This window comes from Streptomyces radicis (assembly GCF_003626575.1).
Taxonomy (GTDB): domain Bacteria; phylum Actinomycetota; class Actinomycetes; order Streptomycetales; family Streptomycetaceae; genus Streptomyces; species Streptomyces radicis.
This window is the reverse complement of record NZ_RBDY01000016.1, coordinates 34,272-50,743: the sequence shown is the minus strand read 5'-3', so window position 1 is coordinate 50,743 and position 16,472 is coordinate 34,272. Positions and strand designations below refer to the sequence as shown.

The following is a 16,472-nucleotide window of genomic DNA, read 5'->3' as shown; positions in this document are numbered from 1 at the left end:
GTCACGTTCTCACGGGAGAGATACGTGCCGACGCCATCATGCTAATGCGGCCGAACGGGGAGGTGGAGGCGGACGGGTGTTCGAGGCGGGGGTCGCCGAGCAGGATGGCCCGCTGGAGGTCGCGCAGCGGCTGGCCTGGCTCGAGTCCGAACTCGCCGTGGAGGACGCCGCGGGCGGTGTCGTAGACCCGCAGGGCCTCGGCCTGCCGCTCGGAGCGGTAGAGGGCGAGCATCAGCTGCCGGTAGAAGACCTCGCTCAGCGGATGCTCGCCGCTGAGCGTCTGGAGCTGGCCGACCACCTCGCGATGGCGCCCGACGGTCAGCTGGGCGTCCATCAGCAGCTCGAGGCACTCGACCCTGGCGTCCTCGACCGCGCCGACGAACGCCCCGATCAGCGGGCCGCCGGAGACGCCGACCAGGACGGGGCCGCGCCACAGGGAGAGCGCGGACTTGAGGACGACGCACGCCTCGTCGTGGCGCCCCTCGTGGACCAGGACGCGGCCGAGGGCGACGCGCTCCTCGAACGTCCGCACGTCCAGCTCGTCGTCCTCGTCGAGCTGGAGCAGATAGCCGGGCGGCCGGGTCACGATCGGGCCCACGGGCACGGGCGCGGCGGCGGCCAGGATCTTGCGGAGCTGCGAGACGTAGACGTGCACGGCGGCGGAGGCGCGCCTGGGCGGGGAGCCGCCCCAGATCTCCTCCTTGATCCGCCCGCTCGCCACGACCTGCCCCGACCGGATGAGCAGCGCGGCCAGCAGCGTCTCGACCTTGCGGGCGCCTATGTAGGAGGGGCCCGACTCGCCCGTGAAACGCAGCGGACCCAGGATCTCGTATCTCATCAGCCTTCCCCGTTTGTCCGACAGATCGGCCATGGCGACTGAGCCGTACTCCACGCTAGCCAACGCCGTCGGTTCGGGGCGGGTCGTGCGGAGGCGGACGGGCGGCGCGCGGGAGGTGGGCACGTCGCGCTAGGAGGCCGTAGGGGGTTGACCCGCGCCGCGGACGGCACGCGCGCGCCCGTTTCGCGCGGGTCGTCGGGAAGGGTGGGGGCGGTGGGTCGCGGGTGCCGGGCGCCGGGGCCCGCGCCCGGCCTGTGGGGTACGCCACACCCCTATCTTTCGGAACGGTCGCCGTCAGCGCGCCGTCGCGACCCCTGCGCGCTCCGTGCGCCGTCCCGCGGTGAGCCGGGCGCCGAGGTGGTCGAGGAACGCGGCCGGTGCGTCCCAGGGGAAGAAGTGCCCGCCGGGGAACCATCGCGCGCAGAACTCACCGCTGGTGTACCGCGCCCACTCGTGCGGCTCGCCCTCGCGCGCCTGCGGATCGTTCTCACCCGTGAAGACGTCCACGGGGCAGGGCAGCGGGTCGAGGGGGCCGGGGTCGGCGTGGGCGGCGAGCGCCAGGTCGTCGCGGGTCAGGGCCACGGCGGCACGCAGCCACTGCGGGTACTCGAGCAGGGCGGCGGAGACCCCGCCGAGGCGCACGAGCCAGCGGGCGAGGTCGCGTTCGCCCAGCTCGGTCACCGCGCGCGCCACGTGGGGGCGGTGCGGGGCGAAGCAGCCGCCGACCACGAGCCGTTCGGGCACGGAACGGGCGGCCGCGGCGCGGTGGCGGGCGAGCGCGTGGGCGACGAGACCGCCGACGCTGTGGCCGTAGAAGGCGTGGGGTGCGCCGAGCCAGGGGTCGAGCTCGGTGTCGAGCCGGGCGACCAGCTCGGGCAGCCCGCCGGGGCGCGGCTCCCCCGACCGCTCGGCGCGGCCCGGCAGTTGCACGGGCACCACCGAAATGCCGTCGCCGATGAGGCGCTGCCACCCGGAGAAAACGGCCGCGGTGCCGCCCGCGTGGTGGAAGCAGAACAGGCGCAACGGCGCCCGGAGATCGGGTGCCTGAGGGAGGTAAGGGGTGCGAGTGGCCTGGGCGAAGGTCAACATGTGGGATCTCCAGGAGACCTTATCGAGGACACGCGGGAACGGCACCGTTGTGCGCGAAGGGCCCGGTGAGTCATGCCCGATCATGACCGACCGCCCTAAAGGATCCCTAGAAGCGGTCGCAAGGGGTGCTGAAAGGGCTCGAATTCCGGTTTCTTTACTCGCCGCATGAACAATTGAGATACAAATTTGGGAAACGCGGGGCCGCGCCGCGGTGGGCGCGGCCCCGCGTCATGCCTCGCAGCGCCGCACGCCGAGGCGGTCGGGCAGGTCGGCCCGCCGGGAGACGCTGAGCTTGCGGTAGACCCGGGTGAGGTGCTGCTCGACCGTGCTGACGGTGATGTAGAGCTTCCCCGCGATCTGGCGGTTGGTGTGGCCGAGCGAGGCCAGCTCGGCCACCCGCAGCTCCGCGGCGCTCAGGACGGCGTCCGAGCCGCTCTCCTGCGCGCCGTCCTGACCCGCCTCGACGGTCGCGCCCGACTCCGCGCGCCGCTCACGCGCGTTCTCCCGCCCGTGCTCCTCCCGCTGCCCCGACGGGCCGTCGGCGCCGTCCCGCTGCGGCGGCGGCACCTGGCCCGTCGCATAGGAGGGCAGCAGGCGGCGGGCCAGCGGCTCCGCGCGGCAGCGCTCCGCGAGGTGCCACGCCCGGCGCGCCGTGGTACGGGCCAGGTGCTGCTCGCCGATGTGCTGGTAGGCGTGGCTGAGGTCGGCGAGGGCGCGCAGCAGCTCGAAGTCGTGGCGCCAGTCGCGTTGCAGCTCCGTGGCCTCCCTCAGCAGGGACACGCGTCGGCGCGACTCCACGGCCGAGGCCCGCACCCGCAGCGCCGCCGCGCGGATGCGGGGGTGGTAGCCGGTCGGCCGCTCCAGCTGCTCGTCGAGGTGGCGCAGCGCCCCGGCCCGGTCGCCGAGCCGCACCAGGGCCTCGGCCGCGCCCGTCCGCCACGGGATCAGGACGGGCACGTCCATGTCCCAACCGGCCATCCGGCGGCCGCAGATGAGGAAGTGACGCAGCGCGGCCTGGGGGCGGCCGACCGCGAGGTTGTGGTGGCCCTGGGCCTCCAGGTAGTGCAGGCCGAACCGCGTCCCGAACATCGCCTCGGGCACCGAGCGTTCGAGGTGGGCCTCGGCCTCCTCGTGCGCGCCCCTCGCGGTGGCGGCGCCGATCAGGTTGGCGAGGGGCAGGCCCACCATCACGCCCCACGAGCGCGGCGGGACCTGGTCGAACGCGGCGCGTGAGCTCTCCTCGGCCTGGAGGATCCGGCCGCCGCGCCGCGCGATCTCGCCGCGGATGGCGTGGATCAGGCCGCGCCAGCCGCGCATCCCCCGGGACTCGGCCTCCTGGAGCAGCCGCGAGCACCAGCGTTCGGCGCGCATCGGCTGGTCCGCGTAGACCAGGTCGAGGATCGCGGCGCTCGGCGCGGCCATCCACCAGTCGCCCATGCGGTAGTTCCGCAGAACGCTCTCCGCGTGGCGCACCAGGGCCCGGTCGGACGCCCCCTTCGACGCGTCCGCGGGCGGGGAGCCCGGAGCCGCGCCGGGCGGCGCGGTGGCCAGGGGCGGCACGGGCGGCGGCGGCTCGTAGATGACGCTGACGTCGGCGCCATGGGTCAGCCGCCGCTCGAAGAGGGACTCGATGTCGCGGAAGAGGTCGGGGTAGGAGGCCCGCACCCAGCTCCGCAGGCCCGCCAGGTCGGTGGCGGCGTCCCCGTCCACCGGGAACTCCCCCGTGCCCTTGAGCACTTCGACGGCCTCGGCGGTGCGGCCGTGCCACAGCTGGGCCTTGACGACCGTGAGCGCCTCGCGGTCGGGGAGGCCGTGCTCGCGCCAGATGTCGAGCAGCTCGGCGAGGTAGGTGTGCGCGCGGGCCGGGCTGACCTGCCACTCGGCGCGCACCAGCATGCCGACGATCTCGGTGCGCTCGGGCCCCGGCGGGCTCTCCCGGTGGGCCAGCTCGAGGCAGCGCAGCGCGAACTTCCCGTCGTTGCGCCGCAGGGCCTCCGCCGCCACGTCGAGGAGCACGGAGATGCTCCAGGGCGCGTCGGCGCGGTCGGCGGCGACGAGGTGCTCGGCCACCCGGTCCGGCGTCCCGCCCTCGGCCTCGAGCAGCTCGGCCGCGGCGTGGTGCCAGGCGGTCAGCCGGTCGAAGGCGGGGTCCTTGAGCACGGCGGCGCGCACCGCGGGGTGGCGGAAGCGCAACGACTCCAGGAAGCCACCGGAGTTGAGGATGCGCACCGCGCGGTGCAGCTCCACCGGGTCGGCGCCGAGCAGCCTGGCCAGCAGGTCGGCGGTGACGTCGTGGCCGAGCACCGCGATGCCGCGGGCCACGTCGAGGGCGATGGCGCCACTGCGGTGCAGGCAGGCCAGGGCGACATCGGTGAACGTCTCCCCCGCGACCGGGCGCGCGGTGAGCGAGCCGCTCTCGCCCGCGCCCAGCGACTCCTGGCGGAACGCCCGCAGGAGGAGGGGGTTGCCGCCGGTCAGCGCGTGCCAGTCGCTCGCCCACCGGGCGGCTCGCTCCGCGTCCACGTCCCTGGCCAGCAGCTCGGCCACCCCGTCGGCCGAGAGCGGGGCGAGGGTCAGGCGGTGACAGTGGGGACTGCGCAGCAGCTCGGCGTGGAGCGCGGGAACGGTCGGCGTGGGGTGGTCGGCGTGCGTCATCAGGAGCATGACGCGCTCGGTGCGGATCCGGCGAATGAGCTGGAGGACCCCGTGGAGCGACGCGCTGTCGATGAAGTGTACGTCGTCGATCACCACCAGCAGCGGCAACCCGCCGGCGGCATCGAGCAACTGGCCGGAAATGGCGCGCGTCAGCCGGTAGGGATCGGCGGCCTCATCCCGAGTGATGTCAACGGCAAGTTGCCGGAGCACAGCAAGCGGTATATCCCGTTCCTCGGCGGAACCGAAGGCGTTGATCACCCGCGCGCCCGCTTCGGCCACCTTTCTCGAAAAGGCGACCGAGAGTTCCGTTTTTCCCGTCGCGACGGGTCCCGAAATTAAAACGGCTTTTCCCGAGCCCGCGTCCGCCTCGCCGAGAAATTGATCCAGACTTCTCATTTCCTTGGTGCGCTCGACAAGCTCCATTACCACTCATCCCCCTTGTGACTGATTGGTAACATCACCCTTCAGCGGGCATGAGCGCGCACCTGGCCACGAGGTCCACCCAAGAACGGTCAAGGGCATGGAGGCAGGTCACACATGGTGATCCCCCGAACACCCCGCCGGACCCGGCGTTCCTCACCCCGTGAGCCCCAAGAGCTTCACGGGAGATACACGCCCGTTTCACCAGCGTCTACTGCACTTCAGTTGTTTAACTTTCGAATTCAGCTTCGAGTGTCGACATTTCGCACCCAGAGCCTAAGGTCCGACTAGTATGCACCACCGCTGTGACGCGGGGATGACGGGGGGAAGTAATCCACCCCGCGGGGTGGACGACTCCGGACAGGTCAGCGGTGAACGCCGATGTGTTCGCATTCGCGACCCCGGGGCTCCCCATCCGTGCGCGCCGCCCCCGCGCTCCCCGCCGCCCGGCGTTCGATCTCGGCCACCCGGCGCGCCCGGCTGTGGCATCCTCATGGGCACTTCCCAGGACGGAGGTTGCCCCGTGAGCGCACCGCACCGGCTGCGCGCGGACGCCGCGCGCAACCGCGCGAACATCCTGCGCGCGGCGCGTTCGCTGCTCGCCGCGCACGGCGAGGCCGTCGGCATCGACGAGATCGCGCGCGAGGCCGGTGTGGCGGTCGGCACGCTGTACCGGCACTTCCCCACCAAGGCCGATCTCATCCAGGCGATCGTCGCCGACCTCGTGCACCGGATCCTCACGGCGCTCGACGAGGCGGTCGCCCGCATCGAGGCGGGTGGCGGAGCGTTCGCCGAGCTCACCGTGCTCACCGAGCGGATCAGCGAGGCGGCCGGGGTCGACCGCACCATCAAGGCGGCCGTGGGCAACCTCGGCGGCATCGAGGCCGACCCCCGGCTCGCGGAGAAGAGCGGGGCCGTGCTGGCCAGGATCGTGGCGGCGGGCCATGCCGAGGGATCGCTGCACCCCGACGTGACCGCCGCCGACCTCATGCTGGCGATGACCAACCTGCCGGGCGACGACCTGCCGAGGACGGCGCGGCGGCGCTGGGCGCAGCTGATCCTGCGCGGGCTGGCCGCCGACCCGGCGGGCGTCGCACCCGCCGTTCGACGCTGAGCGGCCCGGGCCACCGGGGACGCCGAAGAGGCCGCCCCCCTGCGCGGGAGGCGGCCCCTTCGGGCGCGTGGCGCGTCGATCAGCCGCTGACGGCAGGGGCGTACGGCTCGAGCAGCGCGGCCAGCTCCTCGTGCACCCGGGCGGTGAGCAGCGTGCCCTCGCCGGTGTGCTCCTCGGCCAGCACCTCGCCCTCCGCGTGCACCCGGGAGACCAGGCCGCCCTCGGTGTAGGGCACCAGGACCTCCAGCTCCACCGCGGGGCGCGGCAGCTCGGTGTCGATCCACTCCAGCAGCTGCTCGATGCCGAGCCCGGTGCGCGCCGAGACGGCGATCGCCCGCTTCTCCGTCCGCAGCAGCCGCTGCAACGCCAACTCGTCCGCGGCGTCCGCCTTGTTGATGACGACGATCTCGGGGATGTCGTGCCCGCCGACGTCCCTGATCACCTCGCGGACCGTGGCGAGCTGCTCCTCGGGCGCCGGGTGGGCGCCGTCCACCACGTGCAGGATCAGATCGGCCTCGCCGACCTCCTCCATCGTGGAGCGGAACGCCTCCACCAGGTCGTGCGGCAGGTGCCGCACGAAGCCGACCGTGTCGGCCAGCGTGAACGTGCGCCCGCTCGGCGTGGTCGCCCTGCGCACGGTCGGGTCCAGCGTGGCGAACAGGGCGTTCTCGACCAGGACTCCGGCGCCGGTCAGCTGGTTGAGCAGCGAGGACTTCCCGGCGTTGGTGTATCCGGCGATGGCGACGGACGGCACTCTGTTCCGGTGGCGCTCCTGCCGCTTGAGCTCGCGGCCGTGCTTCATGTCCGCGATCTCCCGGCGCATCTTCGCCATCTTCTCGCGGATCCGCCGCCGGTCCGTCTCGATCTTGGTCTCACCGGGGCCGCGCGTGGCCATCCCGCCGCCGCCGCTCGCGGAGCCACCGCCGCCCATCTGGCGGGAGAGCGACTGACCCCAACCGCGCAGCCTTGGCAGCATGTACTGCATCTGGGCCAGCGACACCTGCGCCTTGCCCTCACGGGACTTGGCGTGCTGGGCGAAGATGTCGAGGATCAGCGCGGTCCTGTCGACCACCTTCACCTTGACGACGTCCTCCAGGTGGATCAGCTGGCCCGGGCTCAGCTCACCGTCGCACACGACGGTGTCGGCACCGGTCTCCACCACGATGTCGCGCAGCTCCTGCGCCTTGCCCGAGCCGATGTAGGTGGCCGGGTCCGGCTTGTCGCGGCGCTGGATCAGGCCGTCGAGCACCAGGGCGCCCGCGGTCTCCGAGAGCGCGGCCAGCTCGGCCAGGGACAGCTCGGCGTCCCGCGCGGTGCCCGAGGTCCACACGCCGACCAGCACGACGCGCTCGAGGCGCAGCTGCCGGTACTCGACCTCGGTGACGTCCTCGAGCTCGGTCGAGAGCCCCAGGACGCGGCGCAGCGCGGCGCGGTCGTCGCGGTCGAACTGGTCGCCGTCCACGTGGTCGAACTCGCCCGGGGTGACGTCCTCATCCATCAGGGCGTCGGCCCGGCGTCCGGTGCTGCGGAGCTGGTGGTCCTGAGGAAGGGAAGAGAAGGTCAATGCAGTCCTTATGAGTCGGGGAACGCGGCTGAGCCGAACGGCCTCCGCGGGTGCGGCACATCGAGGGTGAACCGTCACGCCCCTCAACGTCCGGGCGATCGGGAACATTCCCGGCCGCGCATGGCCATGGTGGCACGGCGACCGCCCGCCGTCACCCCGATAAGCGGTGGCGCGGCCGGGAAGGCGGGGGCGCGCAGCGCGGGCGCGGGGCTCAGGACTGGAGGCGCGCGGCGCGCGTCACGTCGTACACGCCCGGCACGCGGCGCATCGCGCGCATCAGGCGCGGCAACCCCGCGGAGTCGGGAAGTCGCAGCGTGTAGGTGTGCCGCACGCGGTGCTCACGCGGCGGCTCGACCTCGGCGGCGAGCACGGCCGCGCCATGGGCGGCCAGCGCCTCGGTGAGGTCGGCGAGCAGCTCGGGGCGGCCCAGGGCCTCGGCGTGCAGCGTGACGCGGCAGCCGATGGACTCGGAGCGCCAGGTCACCGGGAGCGGACGGCGGCCCGCCGCGGTCATCCTGACCGCGGTCGGGCAGTCCTCGCGGTGCACGGTGACGGCGCCGCCACGCACGGTGAAGCCGCGCACGCCGTCGGGCGGCACGGGCGTACAGCAACGTGCCAGGCGCACCGGGGCGCCCGGCACGTCCGCCACGATCGCGGCGGCCCGGTCCGCGGGGTCGGCGGCGGCGCGGCGTGCCACGGGGGCCAGGGCGCCCGCGGCCTGCCCGTGGTGCGGCGCGGGCTCGGGGCCCGCATCGCCCCCGCTGGCCTCGCGGCTGTCGAGCCACCGCCGGATCGGGATCCGGGCGGCGGGGGTGGTGGCGTGCTCGAGCCACTCGGGCGAAGGCCCCGAGCTGCCGTCAGGGGCGAGCAGCAGGTGCACGGTGTCGCCGTCGTGCAGGACGGTGCGGAGCGTGGCCAGCCGCCCGTTGACGCGCACGCCGAGGCACGCGTGGGCGGCGTCGCCGTGGCGGGCGTAGGCCGCGTCGACGCACGTCGCGCCGACGGGGAGCTGGAGCGGCCCCGAGCCGGGCTCCTCGCCGAAGACGGTGATCTCGCGGTCCTTGGCCAGCTCGTCGCGGAGCGCGGTCCAGAACGTGTCGGGGTCGGGCGTCTGCCGCTGCCAGTCGAGCAGCCGGGAGAGCCATCCCGGCCGGGTGGGGTCGACCCGCTCCTCCTCGGCCCCCGCGTCGCCCTCGCCCGCGCGGTGCGGGTCGCCCAGGACGATCACGCCCGCCTCGGCGACGCGGTGCATCGCGTGGGTGCGCAGCAGCACCTCGGCGATCCGCCCGCCGCCGAAGGCGAAGGCGGTGTGGAGCGACTGGTACAGGTTGAACTTGGGGACGGCGATGAAGTCCTTGAACTCCGAGACCACCGGCGTGAAGCACGTGTGCAGCTCGCCGAGCGCGGCGTAGCAGTCGGCGTTCTCCGCGACGAGGATGAGCAGGCGGCCGTAGTCGTAGGGCCCCGGCTCGCCCCGTTTGAGCCTGACCCGGTGGACGGAGAGCACATGGCGGGGGCGGGTGACGACCTGGGCGGCGATCCCGGCCTCGCGCAGCACCTCGCGGACGGCGTCCGCCGCCTCGGCCAGCGGGTCGGGGCCCGCGGAGTGACGGCGGATCAACTCCTGGGCGCGCGCGTGCTCCTCGGGGTGGAGGATGGCGAAGACCAGGTCCTCGAGCTCGCTCTTGACGGCCTGTACGCCGAGCCGCTCGGCCAGCGGGATCAGCACGTCGCGCGTGACGCGGGCGATGCGGGCCTGCTTCTCGGGGCGCATGACGCCGAGCGTCCGCATGTTGTGCAGGCGGTCGGCGAGCTTGATCGACATCACGCGCACGTCGCTGCCGGTGGCGACCAGCATCTTGCGGAACGTCTCGGGCTCGGCCGCCGCGCCGTACTCCACCTTCTCCAGCTTGGTGACGCCGTCCACGAGGTGGCCGACCTCGTCGCCGAAGTCCGCGCGGACCTGGTCGAGCGTCACCTCGGTGTCCTCGACGGTGTCGTGCAGCAGCGATGCGGTGAGCGTGGTCGTCTCCGCGCCGAGCTCGGCCAGGATCAGGGTGACCGCGAGCGGGTGCGTGATGTACGGCTCGCCGCTCTTGCGGAACTGGCCGCGGTGCGCCGACTCCGCCAGCAGATAGGCGCGGCGCAGCGCGTCGAGGTCGGCGCGGGGGTGGTGGCGGCGGTGGGCCTGGGCGACGTGCTCGATGGCGTCGGGCAGCCGGTGGCGCACGGTGGAGCGGATGACGGCGGCGCGGCCGAGCTGGCGCAGCCTCAGCACGTCTCGTCGGTGGCCCCGGCGTTCGCGGGCGGCGTCGCCCGGCGTGGTCGCCTCTGCGCTCATGGGGTGGGCACCTCCCGCGGTCCTGTGACCGGTCCGCGGCCGAGGTCGATCGACCTGGGTCGATCGGCGTGGATCTTCCCGCGTGGTCCCGCAGCGGCGCCGGTGCTTGATGCTACCGAGCCCACCACGCCCCACCCGCCGACGTCCGCCCCTATCGTGGTGGATCACCCATTCGAGTGACTTATGTTCTGGGAAACGTGGCTGAAATGTGAGCCTGATGGGGCCAGGATTGATACAACCACTCGGCGTCCAGGGTCCCTTCGGCCACGATCACCGCGGGCCCCTTCATGGTGACCGCGCCCGACGCCTCCTCGGTGACCACCAGCCGGCCCCCGGGGACATCCACCGTGTAGGTGACCGCGCGCCCATCGGCCGCCGGGTCGAGCCCGTCGCGCCTGACCGCGGCGACCATGACCGCGCACGCCCCCGTGCCGCACGAGCGGGTCTCGCCCGAGCCGCGCTCGTGCACCCGCAGGGCCACATGGCGCGGCCCTCGGTCCACCACGAACTCGACGTTCACCCCCTGCGGGTACGCGGAGGCGGGGCTGACGGCGGGGGCCTCGCGCAGGGGGCCCGCGTCCGCGAGCGAGGCGACGAACGCCACGGCGTGGGGGTTCCCCATGTCGACGTGGCGCGCGGGCCAGCTGCGCTCCCCCACGGTGACGGTGACCGACTCGGCGGGGCCACCGGGGAGCGCGGCCGCGCCCATGGCCACGGTGATGTCCCCGTCGTCCTCGAAACGCACCCGGCGCACGCCGGCGCGCGTGGCGATGGGCAGGTCCCCGCCCTCGCCCTTGGCGAGCCCGGCGCGCTGGAGGTAGCGCGCGAAGACCCGCACGCCGTTCCCGCACATCTCGGCGAGGCTGCCGTCGGCGTTCCGGTAGTCCATGAACCACTCGGCCTCGCCGGTGGCGCGCACGACGCGCAGCAGGCCGTCGGCCCCTATCCCCGCGCGCCGGTCGCACAGGCGCGCCACGGCGGCGGGCGAGAGGTCGAGCCGGTCGTCCGGGTCGGGAATGATCACGAAGTCGTTCTCCGTGCCGTGCCCCTTGAGGAACGGCACGGGCTGCTGTGCGGTGCCCACCTGCCCGAGCGTAACGCGTGGTGACGACACTCAGCGCAGCGCGGCCACCCGGAGGACGGCGAGCACGGCGAGCACGGAGAAGCCGAGGCCGTAGAGGGCGAGCAGCCGCCAGTCGGGGCGGCGGCCCGAGCCGCGCGGCGGCAGCCCGGGCCAGGTGTAGCCGACGCGGCGGGCGGCCATCATGCCCCAGCCCGCGGCGCTGCACCCGATGAGCAGGCCCAGCATGGCGACGACCGCGCCCGCCTCGTCGAAGGCGAAGGCGAGCGGGAAGGCGAACATGAGCGAGCCGAGCAGGCTCAGCAGCGCGATGGGCGCGACCAGCGAGAGCCGCAGCCGACGGGGCGGACGCAGGTCGGCATAGGACTCGTCCTTGTTGAACTCGTCGATGATCTCGACGGCTTCGCCGGTCTCCACGGGATCCAGCGTCCCGACGTCCACGATCTCGTCCGCTTCCGGTTCCGGGGTGGGCGCGGCCTCGGTGAGGGCCGCGAGTGTCTCGTCGTCCGGAAGCCGACGGGGTGGCACACCCTCCGTCGTTCCGTTGCTCTCACGAGGGCCGGCCTCCATCGCCACGCGCCCTCCAGACTCAACGGCTTCACGGTTGCGACATCGCTCGATGATGGCACGCCCGGGGACCGGTCCCGTCCGCTTGGAGCGTCCCGATGCCATCACGTGATCAGGATGTGACCGTCCGTTCGACCAGCTCCCACGCAAGGTCCACAAGCTCCCCCCGCGCCTCGCGCGCCCCGCTCAGCCAGCGCACGCGCGGGTCGCGGCGGAACCAGCTCTCCTGCCGGCGGGCGAAGCGCCGGGTGGCGCGAACGGTCTCCTCGCGCGCCTCCTCCTCGGCGCACTCCCCCGCGAGCGCGGCCAGGATCTGCTGGTACCCCAGCGCCCTTGACGCCGTGCGCCCCTCGCGCAGCCCGGCCCGCTCCAGCGCCCTGACCTCGTCCACCAGGCCCGCCCGCCACATCCGGTCCACCCGCTCGGCGATCCTGGCGTCCAGCTCGGGGCGTTCCACCCCGACGCCGATCTGGAGCGTCGGGTAGACGGACCGCTCGTCGGCGGCGCCAGGCAGCCGCGCGGTGAACGGCTCCCCCGTGATCTCGATGACCTCGAGCGCCCTGACGATCCTGCGGCCGTTGCTCGGCAGGATCGCGTGCGCCGCCCGCGGGTCGGCCTCGGCCAGCCTGGCGTGCAGCGCGGCGCTGCCAAGACCCGCCAACTCGCCCTCGAGACGCGCCCGTACGGCCGGGTCGGTGCCGGGGAAGTCCAGGGTGTCGATCGCGCCGCGGACATAGAGGCCCGAGCCGCCGACCAGCACGGGAACGCGCCCCGCGGCCAGCAGCGCGTCGATCCGCTCGCGCGCCAGCCGCTGGTACTCGGCGACGCTCGCGGTCTCGGTGACGTCCCAGATGTCGAGCAGGTGGTGCGGAACGCCGCCCTGCTCGGCGGGCGTCAGCTTGGCGGTGCCGATGTCCATGCCGCGGTAGAGCTGCATCGAGTCGGCGTTGACCACCTCGCCGCCGAGCCGCCGCGCCAGGGCGACCCCGAGGTCCGACTTGCCCGCGGCGGTCGGCCCGACCACGGCGACGACCCGGGGGGCGTGGGCTGCGCTGTTCACGCGGGGCAGTCTCCCAGATCCGCCCGCGGCCCTCGAACGAGCGACGTGACGGCGGGCGCCGCGGGTCGTTGCTGCTGCTGAGTCATCCACCCACGGAAGGTCGGGAGTTGTCATGGGAGTGTTTGCCTGGTTCCGGGGCCGCGGCAAGGGGACGTCCGAGCCTGCGGCGTGCTGCGCGGGGGCGGCCGCCGCGGCGGCGACCGAGGAGAAGGCCGCCGCCGCGCAGCCCTCGGGGACCGCCGAGGGAGGCGAGGGCGAGGGGGCCGACGAGGTCGGCATCCCGAAGCAGACCGCGGCGCCCGAGGCCGCGGACAGCGGGGCGGGCGAGGGCGCGGCCCGCTCCTGAGCCGCGCCGGGGGCGGCCGCGGAGGACCGGCCTGGACCCCGGCTAGGACCAGGAGGCCACGAAGTAGCCGACGCCGTAAGGGGCTTCGTGGTACAGCAGGCGGCCGGCGAGACCGGTCGCCTCGCCCGCGCCCGCGAGCAGCTGCCAGCTGGAGCGACCCGCCGCGCGCAGATCCTCGGCCAGCTCGGCGTCGAGGGCGGCCAGGGCGGCGGTGTTCGCCTCGCCGAGCGCCCGCGCCGTCGCCTCGTCGAACGCGACGGCGCGCTCGTCGTACGCCCCAGGCGCGCGCGGGGATCGGCACGCGCTGCCGTCGCCCATCACCAGCAGGGCGAGCCGGTCGGTCGCCGCGGCCAGCTCGCGGCCCACGGCGGCGCACCGCTCGGGCGCGAGCGGCTCGCCGACGCCGAGGCCCTCGACGGGCGCGGCGGCCCACCCCGTGCGTTCGAGCAGCCAGGCGCCGATGGTCAGGGACGGCGGCAACGCGCGCTCGCCGGGCGGGCCTTCGCCGAGACGGGCCTCGACCGCCACCCCGAAGCCGCGCAACGAGCCGCGCGCCCCCGGGGGGAACGCGCCCCGCTCGGGCTGGGCCGCGGGGCCGACGACCAGCAGCCGGTCGGGTCTGGCCGCGGTGAGCACGCCGAGGGCGTCGTCGCAGGCGGCGCGGGCCTCGTCGAGCTCGGCCGCGGCACCCCCCGCCACCTCGGGCACCAGCAGGGGCGGACACGGGCACACAGCGGCGGCGACGAGCATGGCCGCAGCCTAACCCCGCCGCCTGCGGGCGCCGGGGCGTGCGCGCCGGGGCCTCAGTGCGCCGCGCAGCCGCCGGCGGGCTCGGGGGCGGCGGCCGGCGGGCCGACCTTCGGCAGCCCGAGCAGCACTCCGGGGGTCCCCTGCGCGGGCGCGGCGGTGCGGCGTTCCCACGCGTCCCCTGCGCGGGTGCGGCGCACGGCCTCGGGGGGCGCCTCGGCCAGCAGGTGGTGGGGCGCCGCATAGGTGACGGTGACCGTGGCGACGTCGCCGGGGCGGATCGGCTCGTCGGGGCGCGCGAAGTGGACCAGGCGGTTGTCAGGGGCGCGGCCCGAGAGGCGGCGGGTGGCGTCGTCCTTGCGGCCCTCGCCCTCGGCGACCAGGACGTCGACGGTGCGGCCCAGCTGCCGCTTGTTCTCCGCCCACGAGATGTCGTCCTGGAGCCGCACCAGCCGCTCGTAGCGCGATTGGACCGTCTCCTTGGGGATCTGGCCCGCCATCTCGGCCGCGGGGGTGCCGGGGCGCTTGGAGTACTGGAAGGTGAACGCCTGGGCGAAGCGCGCCTCGCGCACGACGTGCAGCGTCTCCTCGAAGTCCTCCTCGGTCTCGCCGGGGAAGCCCACGATGATGTCGGTGGTGATCGCGGCGTCGGGGATGGCCGCGCGCACCTTCCCGATGATCCCGAGATACCGCTCCTGCCGGTACGAGCGGCGCATCGCGCGCAGGATCCGCGAGGAGCCCGACTGGAGCGGCATGTGGAGCTGGGGCATGACGTTCGGCGTCTCGGCCATCGCCTCGATGACGTCGTCGGTGAAGTCGCGCGGGTGGGGCGAGGTGAAGCGGACGCGCTCGAGGCCGTCGACGGCGCCGCACGCGCGCAGCAGCTTGGAGAACGCCTGGCGGTCGCCCATGTCGGAGCCGTACGCGTTGACGTTCTGGCCGAGGAGGGTGATCTCGGAGACGCCCTCGGCGACCAGCGCCTCGACCTCGGCCAGGACATCGCCGGGGCGGCGGTCCTTCTCCTTGCCGCGCAGCGCGGGGACGATGCAGAACGTACAGGTGTTGTTGCACCCGACGGAGATGGCGACCCAGGCCGCGTACGCGCTCTCGCGGCGCGTGGGCAGGGTGGAGGGGAACGCCTCGAGCGACTCGGCGATCTCCACCTGCGCCTCGCGCTCGACCCGGGCCCGCTCGAGCAGGACGGGGAGGCTGCCGACGTTGTGCGTGCCGAAGACGACGTCCACCCAGGGGGCGCGCCGCACGATGGTGTCGCGGTCCTTCTGCGCCAGGCAGCCGCCCACGGCGATCTGCATCCCGGGGCGGGCGGCCTTGCGGGGGGCGAGCTGGCCGAGGTTCCCGTAGAGGCGGTTGTCGGCGTTCTCCCGGACCGCGCAGGTGTTGAACACGACCACGTCAGCCGCTTCGGCGCCGGGGGCCGCCGGGACATAGCCGGCCCGCTCGAGCAACCCCGCCATCCGCTCCGAGTCGTGGACGTTCATCTGGCAGCCGAATGTCCTGACTTCATAGGTGCGCGCGACGTCGGGCATGCGTGAACTCAATCCCATTCGGTGCGAGAAGCGGATACCGCAGGTCCCCAAGTCTACGTTCCGCTGCTACCTTGCTCTGATGCTCTCCGTGGGTTCCCCGCGCCGGCGCTCGAGGCCGCTGCTGCTGGGCGTCGTCGTGGTGCTGGCCCTGGCGGCCACGCTGCTGTGGCGACCGCTCGTCGGGGACGAGGACCGGGTCTCGGGCTCGGTCTCGCTGAGCACGGGGGTGAACGGCGGAGTCTACGCCAAGTACGGCCAGCTGCTCCGTGGCCAGCTGGCGAACGACGCCCCCAACCTGGACATGGCGTTGCAGCGCAGCGTCGGCTCCCTGGAGAACCTGGGCAGGCTCGCCTCGGGCGAGGCCGACTACGCGATCGCGACGGCCGACTCGATAGCCGTCTACCAGGCCCAGGGGGGCGTGGGCGCGGACCGGCTGCGGGCCTGCGCGCGGCTGTACGACGACTACATCCAGCTCGTCGTGCCCTCGTCATCGCCGGTGCGGGCGACGGAGGATCTGCGGGGGCTGCGGGTGGGGGTCGGGCAGGACGGCTCGGGCGTGCAGCTGGTGACGCGCGAGCTGCTGGCCGCCGCGGGCCTCGACATGGACTCCGACGTGGTGCCGTTCCGCGACGGCATCGGCGACATGCCGCGCATGCTGGAGGCGGGGCGGATCGACGCGTTCTTCTGGTCGGGCGGGCTGCCGACCACCGCCGTCTCGCGGCTCTCCGGCGTCCTGGACATCCGCCTGGTGCCGCTCGGCGATCTGCTTCCCGCGCTCGGCGAGCGGGGGCCGCACACCGCGTACTACCGGGCGGCCGTGCTGCCGCCCGACGCCTACCCCGGGATCGCGGGCGCCGAGGTGGTGGACACGATCGCGGTGGCGAACCTGCTGGTGACGACCGAGGACGCGGACGAGGCGGTCACCGAGCAGATCACCCGGTCGGTCATCAACGGCCGCGACCGGATCGGGCGGCAGGTGCACGCGGCGCAGCGGGTGGATCTGCTGACCGCGATCTACACCCAGCCCCTGGTCCTGCACAACGGCGCCCGCGACTACTACCGGTCGGTCAAGTCCTGATCAACTGACCGACCTTTCCGACTCT

At 73.9% G+C, this 16,472-nt stretch carries 13 protein-coding genes and 1 pseudogene; 3 read left to right on the top strand and 11 right to left on the bottom strand.

Annotation, left to right across the window (positions count from 1 at the left end; genetic code table 11):
• Position 1: 1 nt before the first annotated feature.
• From D7318_RS20155 to D7318_RS34985, 4 genes and pseudogenes are all read right to left on the bottom strand, one after another.
• Positions 2-838, bottom strand: coding sequence for an AfsR/SARP family transcriptional regulator (locus D7318_RS20155; RefSeq protein ID WP_120698589.1), 837 nt, complete (start codon positions 836-838; stop codon positions 2-4).
• Positions 839-1,132: 294 nt separating this feature from the next.
• Positions 1,133-1,927: a thioesterase II family protein gene (locus D7318_RS20150; protein ID WP_183091525.1), complete on the bottom strand. Its 795-nt coding sequence runs from the start codon at positions 1,925-1,927 to the stop codon at positions 1,133-1,135.
• A 228-nt stretch (positions 1,928-2,155) separates the two neighbouring features.
• Positions 2,156-4,582, bottom strand: coding sequence for a helix-turn-helix transcriptional regulator (locus tag D7318_RS20145; RefSeq protein ID WP_230423920.1), 2,427 nt, complete (start codon positions 4,580-4,582; stop codon positions 2,156-2,158).
• A 66-nt stretch (positions 4,583-4,648) separates the two neighbouring features.
• A pseudogene (locus tag D7318_RS34985) lies at positions 4,649-4,978 on the bottom strand (AAA family ATPase); the annotation flags it as partial.
• 547 nt (positions 4,979-5,525) lie between these two features.
• Here D7318_RS34985 and D7318_RS20140 point away from each other — a divergent pair.
• On the top strand, positions 5,526-6,116 hold the full coding sequence (locus D7318_RS20140) for a TetR/AcrR family transcriptional regulator (RefSeq protein WP_183091524.1): 591 nt from the start codon (positions 5,526-5,528) through the stop codon (positions 6,114-6,116).
• Between the two features lie 79 nt (positions 6,117-6,195).
• On the opposite strand, the gene hflX is transcribed toward D7318_RS20140, so the two are convergent.
• From hflX to miaA, 5 genes are all read right to left on the bottom strand, one after another.
• Positions 6,196-7,680 carry a GTPase HflX gene (gene hflX, locus D7318_RS20135; protein WP_230423917.1) on the bottom strand — a complete coding sequence of 495 codons (1,485 nt, stop codon included), beginning with the start codon at positions 7,678-7,680 and terminating at the stop codon, positions 6,196-6,198.
• A 211-nt stretch (positions 7,681-7,891) separates the two neighbouring features.
• Positions 7,892-10,021 carry a RelA/SpoT family protein gene (locus D7318_RS20130; RefSeq protein WP_120698521.1) on the bottom strand — a complete coding sequence of 710 codons (2,130 nt, stop codon included), beginning with the start codon at positions 10,019-10,021 and terminating at the stop codon, positions 7,892-7,894.
• A 181-nt stretch (positions 10,022-10,202) separates the two neighbouring features.
• A complete protein-coding gene (gene dapF / locus D7318_RS20125; protein WP_120698520.1) occupies positions 10,203-11,105 on the bottom strand; it encodes a diaminopimelate epimerase in 903 nt (300 codons plus the stop codon).
• Positions 11,106-11,135: 30 nt separating this feature from the next.
• Positions 11,136-11,672 carry a hypothetical protein gene (locus D7318_RS20120; RefSeq protein ID WP_120698519.1) on the bottom strand — a complete coding sequence of 179 codons (537 nt, stop codon included), beginning with the start codon at positions 11,670-11,672 and terminating at the stop codon, positions 11,136-11,138.
• Between the two features lie 109 nt (positions 11,673-11,781).
• Entirely contained in the window at positions 11,782-12,729 is a 948-nt protein-coding gene (gene miaA / locus D7318_RS20115) for a tRNA (adenosine(37)-N6)-dimethylallyltransferase MiaA (protein ID WP_120698518.1), read from the bottom strand.
• Between the two features lie 112 nt (positions 12,730-12,841).
• Between miaA and D7318_RS20110 the strand changes: the two genes are divergently transcribed.
• Positions 12,842-13,075, top strand: coding sequence for a hypothetical protein (locus tag D7318_RS20110; protein WP_120698517.1), 234 nt, complete (start codon positions 12,842-12,844; stop codon positions 13,073-13,075).
• A 42-nt stretch (positions 13,076-13,117) separates the two neighbouring features.
• Here D7318_RS20110 and D7318_RS20105 read toward each other — a convergent pair whose 3' ends face one another.
• Complete coding sequence (locus tag D7318_RS20105) at positions 13,118-13,825, bottom strand: class III extradiol dioxygenase subunit B-like domain-containing protein (RefSeq protein ID WP_120698516.1); 708 nt, start codon at positions 13,823-13,825, stop codon at positions 13,118-13,120.
• Positions 13,826-13,878: 53 nt separating this feature from the next.
• Positions 13,879-15,369: a tRNA (N6-isopentenyl adenosine(37)-C2)-methylthiotransferase MiaB gene (gene miaB, locus D7318_RS20100; RefSeq protein ID WP_120698515.1), complete on the bottom strand. Its 1,491-nt coding sequence runs from the start codon at positions 15,367-15,369 to the stop codon at positions 13,879-13,881.
• A gap of 79 nt (positions 15,370-15,448) precedes the next feature.
• Here miaB and D7318_RS20095 point away from each other — a divergent pair, with 79 nt between their 5' ends.
• Complete coding sequence (locus D7318_RS20095; protein ID WP_120698514.1) at positions 15,449-16,447, top strand: TAXI family TRAP transporter solute-binding subunit; 999 nt, start codon at positions 15,449-15,451, stop codon at positions 16,445-16,447.
• Positions 16,448-16,472 lie beyond the last annotated feature (25 nt).